Origin of the sequence: Microcystis sp. M090S1 (assembly GCF_020246295.1) — a bacterium.
Taxonomy (GTDB): domain Bacteria; phylum Cyanobacteriota; class Cyanobacteriia; order Cyanobacteriales; family Microcystaceae; genus Microcystis; species Microcystis aeruginosa.
This window is the reverse complement of record NZ_JADBTF010000113.1, coordinates 1-6046: the sequence shown is the minus strand read 5'-3', so window position 1 is coordinate 6046 and position 6046 is coordinate 1. Positions and strand designations below refer to the sequence as shown.

At 45.0% G+C, this 6046-nt stretch carries 3 protein-coding genes and 1 pseudogene; 2 read left to right on the top strand and 2 right to left on the bottom strand.

The window, feature by feature from the left end; translation table 11 throughout:
* Positions 1-124 (top strand): annotated as a pseudogene (locus IM477_RS05265) (IS630 family transposase); the annotation flags it as partial.
* A gap of 344 nt (positions 125-468) precedes the next feature.
* Here the strand turns inward: IM477_RS05265 and ndhD1 are convergent.
* Together ndhD1 and IM477_RS05255 are read right to left on the bottom strand one after the other, a co-directional pair.
* A complete protein-coding gene (ndhD1, locus tag IM477_RS05260) occupies positions 469-2052 on the bottom strand; it encodes a photosynthetic/respiratory NAD(P)H-quinone oxidoreductase subunit D1 (RefSeq protein WP_045360515.1) in 1584 nt (527 codons plus the stop codon).
* A gap of 511 nt (positions 2053-2563) precedes the next feature.
* A complete protein-coding gene (locus tag IM477_RS05255) occupies positions 2564-3301 on the bottom strand; it encodes a phycocyanobilin:ferredoxin oxidoreductase (RefSeq protein WP_287730817.1) in 738 nt (245 codons plus the stop codon).
* Positions 3302-3498: 197 nt separating this feature from the next.
* Here IM477_RS05255 and IM477_RS05250 point away from each other — a divergent pair, with 197 nt between their 5' ends.
* Positions 3499-5811: a transglutaminase TgpA family protein gene (locus IM477_RS05250; protein WP_287730815.1), complete on the top strand. Its 2313-nt coding sequence runs from the start codon at positions 3499-3501 to the stop codon at positions 5809-5811.
* The last annotated feature ends 235 nt before the right edge of the window (positions 5812-6046 follow it).

The following is a 6046-nucleotide window of genomic DNA, read 5'->3' as shown; positions in this document are numbered from 1 at the left end:
TCGAGAATTTGAAAATAAAGAAGAACTGGAAAAAGTAGTCAATCAGCTTTTAAATGAAGGGGGATTGATTATTAAATGGAGTAGAAAACTTAAAAATAAGGGTAATGCTGTCAATGTAACTTAAATGCGTAAAAGCTTACTCTTAAGCAGCAGTTTAGAACGCTAAATGAAGCTAAGTATTATTTTGGATTAAAAGCTAATAGTTGGGCAGCTCTTGCTAATAAACTCAACAATCTATCTACTCAAGACTCGATGCCTATTGATTATGACAAGAATTCAATATCAAAACGCTTTGATGTGATTGAAGGTGAGATCAGAGCTATGCGTTCCGAAATAAGTCAGATATTGTTTCTGTTAAAGCTACTTATTCCTGATAAGTCCTCTCTTGATCAATAATGTGGTGGGTTACGGCGAATTTTTAATTATTGGTTAACTGCTTAACTTGTCGTCGCCTAACCCACCCTACATTTAAATTTCGGGTGCTTTTAGGGAATAAAGGGAGAAACTAGCGGTTTTTGCCTTTGCCTGTTGCACTAAACTGGGGACGGAATTACGCGCTAGGGCGGTTAATTTATTGGTGGTAGCATCGTAAATCGTCGTGGCCACTTTGGGATAGAGTCCAATGCCGATAATTGGCACTAATAGAGAAGCGATGATAAAGACTTCCCGGGGTTCCGCATCCACTAGGGCATGGTGTTCTTCTAATTCCTTATTTTCCGGCCCGTAGAGAATTTCTCGCAACATGGACAAGAGATAAATCGGGGTGAGAATGACACCGATAGCCGCTAAAAAGACGATAATAACGCGGAAAGTGGGACTATAGGCATCACTGGTGGCAAAACCGATAAATACCATTAATTCCGCCACAAAACCGCTCATCCCGGGCAAAGCCAGGGAAGCGAGGGAACAGGTAGTCCACATGGCAAAAACTTTCTTCATTTTCTTGCCGACACCGCCCATCTCGTCTAACATCAGGGTATGGGTGCGATCGTAGGTACAACCGACCATAAAGAATAAACTCGCCCCAATCAGTCCGTGGGAAATCATCTGTAACATCGCCCCGCTTGTACCAATATCGGTAAAGGAAGCCATGCCAATCAGCACAAATCCCATGTGAGAGATGGAAGAATAGGCAATTTTGCGCTTAAGATTGCGTTGGGCAAAGGAGGTTAAGGCGGCGTAGATAATATTAACTACCCCTAAAATCACCAAAACGGGAGCGAAAACGGCGTGAGCATCGGGTAACATCCCCATATTCATCCGTAAGAGCGCATAACCACCCATTTTAAGCAAAATTCCCGCTAGTAACATATGGGCGGGGGCAGTGGCTTCGCCGTGGGCATCCGGTAGCCAAGTATGGAGGGGGAAAATCGGCAGTTTTACCCCGTAGGCAATCAGAAAACCGGCGTAGAGGAATAATTGCAGTTTCAGGGGGAAATCCTTGCCAGCAATAGTCACCATGTCAAAGGAGACGGTATCGCCATAAAAAGCCATCGTCAGCGCCGCTACAAGGATGAATAGAGAGCCTCCGGCGGTGTAAAGGATAAATTTGGTGGCCGCGTAGAGACGGCGTTTACCGCCCCAAATGGAGAGGATGAGATAGACGGGGACTAATTCTAATTCCCAGACGAGGAAGAACAGTAACAGATCCTGTACGGCAAACACCGCAATCTGTCCCCCGTACATCAACAGCATTAGGAAGTAGAATAGTTTCGGTTTAAAAGTCACCGGCCAAGCCGCTAAGATAGCCAGAGTGGTGATAAATCCCGTTAAGATAATCAGAGGCATGGAGAGGCCATCGGCTCCTAAGGACCATCTTAGGTCAATTTCGGGCAACCATTGGTAACTTTCCACTAATTGCAGATTGGGATTAGCGAAATCGTAACTGGTATAGAAAGCGTAGATAATTAGGGCAAAGTCGATTAATCCCACCGTCAGAGCAAACCATCTCACGGTTTTACCGTCTTTATCGGGAATTATGGGAACTAATAAAGCGGCGACGATGGGAAAAAGGATGATGGCAGTTAACCAAGGAAAGTTCGTTAGATTCATCGGCTGTTTTAAGTAGTTGGACAAAAGTAAAGTTAACTGTGGGGTAAGGAGTCAGGAGTCAGGAGTCGGTCGTCAGTAAGAATTGCGGCAATTTACATTTCTTAAGATAGACAACAGAATTTATGTCCGACTTTTTAATATTTATTTAATCGTCAGAATCGAGAAATTAAGCTACGGCTTTTTGGTGGTTTTACCTGGGAAAACCGCTTTTTTTCTCTTCTTCTCGCGGTTACAGTTAACTGTACCTAAATCAATCTAGCAATTATTTTCCTGTCTTTGTCTATTAATATTGTTAAGTTTCAAGAGACTTCTGGCCTAATTAATTTTTAAGAGTTCAAAAATGGGAAAAATAGCGATGAGGTTGCAGAAAATCTCTAAATAAGTGGGTAGGTGTTAAAAATTGTCGGCTCCCCCCTTATTAAGGATAGGGTTGATTCATGAATCAACCCTACGATGAATCAACCCTACGATGAATCAACCCTAGTAGCAAGGGGGAAAGGGATAGTTCAGTTTAATCGGGCAAATCAAAGAGAACACCCGTCATATAACGCTCTGCCCATTCCCAACCAAAGGCTTTTTCTAGTACACGCCGAGTTTTATCGTTTTTTTGCTGTTGACTACAATAATCCCGTTGTCCCTGTAAATAAATGCGCGCTTCTTCCCCGGAAAGAGGCTGACTTGCCTTAGCACATTTGCAGTGAATTGTCAAGAAATCTGTTACTCTTTGTAAAAATTGTCGTTCCTCGGCGGCGGTTTCGGGACGAATAAACAGACAATATTCGGAGAAAATATGACCCCAAGGCGGCAAATCACGAGCTTGGGCGAAATCAGCCCCAGGTAGAGCCGCTAAAGCTTGATTATAGGCACTAGAGAGGGTTTTATCGACACTGGTGGGAGAAAGATCCACAATAGCGGCACTGATTCCCGCTTTGCCAGAGACTATATCACATCCGAACATCGGCAGCGGATATTCTGGACGGGGGAACATGACACAGTGAAGGATATCCAAACCATTGCCCAGTTTAGCCAGTTCTAGGTGCATTTTGCGGAACTGGGGAGTTTGATAGCAGCGATTCTCGATAATTAATTTTTCCCCTTCTAAACGTCCCTCCACATAGCCTAAACCTTCCGGCAACTCAAAGGGCGACAAATCAAGATAATTTTCCCAGTGGGACAGAATTGCCGTGGCTAATTGTCCAATCAGGGGATGAAGTAACGGTAAAATTTCAGGCTTGGTAACGGCTATCATAGGTCAGTAATCAGTTATCAGTTATCAGTTATCAGCTTTTTTCTCCCTATCTCCCCTGCTCCCTTCTCCTGTCTCCTGTCTCCTGTCTCCTGTCTCCTGACTCCTGACATCTAAAATCCACTTTACCTCATGGAGCGATCGAGATTAGAACTGGGAAACATAAAATTAACTTTTTGATCCTTCTCCCAATTTACCCTATGGTTAGCAGTGCCGCTCGTCCAAGACCTTCCTTAAAAACCCTCTGGCAAAAGATAGAATCTTCTCCCTTGCCAGAAACCGAGGAATCGATTATTTTAAGAATTCTGGTGCAAGCTTTAGTAATCGTCGGTATTATCGCCACCGATGTGGCTACTGATAGTTATACCGGTATTTGGGCCGTTCCTCTCAGTATTATCGGCGGAATCTGGAGTTGGCGACGCAGGAAAAAGCGCAATATCGGGGCAAAATTCTGTATAGCGATCGGAATGTTAGTGGTGTTGGCGCTATTCTTGGGTAATATCGTTGCGATGCAGGATAGTCGCATTGCCTTAACACAATTATTAATTCAACTGCAAATTCTCCATAGTTTTGACCTGCCCCGACGCAAAGATTTAGGGTATTCTATGGTAATCGGTTTAATTCTCTTGGGAGTCGCTGGGACAATCTCCCAAACCCTCGCTTTTGCGCCTTGGTTAATCCTCTTTCTGCTTTTATCCCTACCTACCCTAGTTTTAGACTATCGTTCTCGTTTAGGTTTAGATAATCTCAATCAGAGTCTCCCTTTCTTCTCAAAGAAACCCCCGCATCTAGCCACAAAAAAATTAGTTTCCCCGCCAAATTCTCCCCTTTCTCCCAAACGTTTCGGGATTTTCTTTCTGACCATTCTCCTCTTGGGATTGACAATTTTTGCCCTGATGCCGCGTTTTCCGGGTTATCAAATTCAATCTTTTCCCGTCAATAGTCCAGGAGGTATGGAAAATCAGGATTTTGAACAGGGAGACAGACAAATCGTTAACCCCGGCTATGTGCGCGAGGGTGAAACGGGGAATGGTGGCGTAAATGGCGGTAATAGTCCCACTACAGGGTCAGGACAGCTAGATCCTACCTTTTATTACGGTTTTAACCCCCAAATCAACCAAAATTTGCGGGGAAGTATGACTCCCCAGACAGTCATGCGGGTACGTTCTCAAGCCCCCGGATTCTGGCGGGCCATGGCCTTTGATCGCTATACTGGTCAAGGGTGGCAAATCTCGCGAGATCAAGAAGTAGAGGATTTAAATCGCAGTAGTTGGTCCTATCGCTTTTTTGTGCCGCTACCTGCAACCCAGGCAAAAACCCATCAGGTAGTCCAAACTTACAGCATTGTCTCCAGTTTACCGAATATTATCCCCGCTCTTACTTCGCCTCAGTTTCTCTTTTTTCCTACCCGACAGGTATCTTTAGACCGAGAAAATAGCTTAAGGTCGCCGGGGGGGTTAGCGGAAGGGCTAACTTATACTGTAATCTCACAAGTGCCGGAACGCAATCGCAGCCAACTGCGATCGGCCCCAGAAACTTACCCGAAGGCTATTCTCAAGTATTATTTACAAATTCCTGCCGAAATTGCCCCGAAAGTCCGCCGAAAAACCGAGGAATTGCTGGCAAAATCTCCCACACCGTTAACCTCTCCCTACGAGAAGGCCCTATATTTGGCCCAAGCATTAAAGCAAAACTATGAATTAAAAACCGATTTGCCCTTTTTAGCCGAAAATGAGGATTTAGTCTCGGCCTTTTTGTTTCGTTTTCAGGGGGGTTACGCCGATCATTTTTCCACCGTGTTAACGATTATGTTACGCTCGATCGGTATTCCTGCCCGATTAGCCACCGGTTTTGCTCCTGGCCAGTTTAATCCTTTCACTGGCTTTTATGTTGTCCAAAATACGGACGCTTACGCCATCACAGAGGTGTTTTTTCCGGGTTACGGTTGGTACAATTTCGATCCTATCCCGGGCCACGAATTAATTCCCCCATCCTTTGAGGAAGCGGAACCTTTTAGCGTCCTCAAGCAATTTTGGCAATGGGTAGCCGGATGGTTGCCCTCTCCAGTAACGGGTTTTCTCGGTCTGATTTGGGAAAATGTTATCGTCACTATCGGTAAGTTATTGGCATGGTTATGGCGCTTTATTTCCAGCAGTCTTTTAGGGGGAATTCTCGGAGGTTTAGTGGGGGTCGTCTTCGCTTACGCTGGTTGGTTAGGATGGGGACAGTTCCATCGTTGGCGTCGGGGTCGCAAGTTGGCAAAACTACCACCGATCGAGCGTTTATACCAGCAAATGTTAGGAATCTTAACAGAAGCCGGTTATGGCAAACATCCCGCTCAAACCCCTTTAGAATACGCCACCGCCGCCCGCAGCGTCCAACCGCCCCCGGTGGCGAATATTATCGAGGAGATTACTCGCGCCTACGTTGATTGGCGTTATGGCGGTAAATCGGCTAATATCGAGAGTTTACGCCAACGTTTTCGAGAGTTGCCCAAGCTAGTGAAAAAGTGAGCTTGAGCCTATAGTTAGGGTTTGCCGAAAAAGTTTTTCAGCAAATCCTAAATAGGGTTTGCTGAAAAAGTGTATTGGTGGGGTTAGGAGTCAGGAGTCTCCGAGTCAGTAGCCGGTCGTTTCAGGCTTTGTTGCCCTTGTTTTTTGTGCCAGTTTTGTACTACAAGAAGAATAATGTAAGGTTTTTGAATGTCCCAATCCTATTTTCTTGCACTAACATCGGATTTTAACAGGT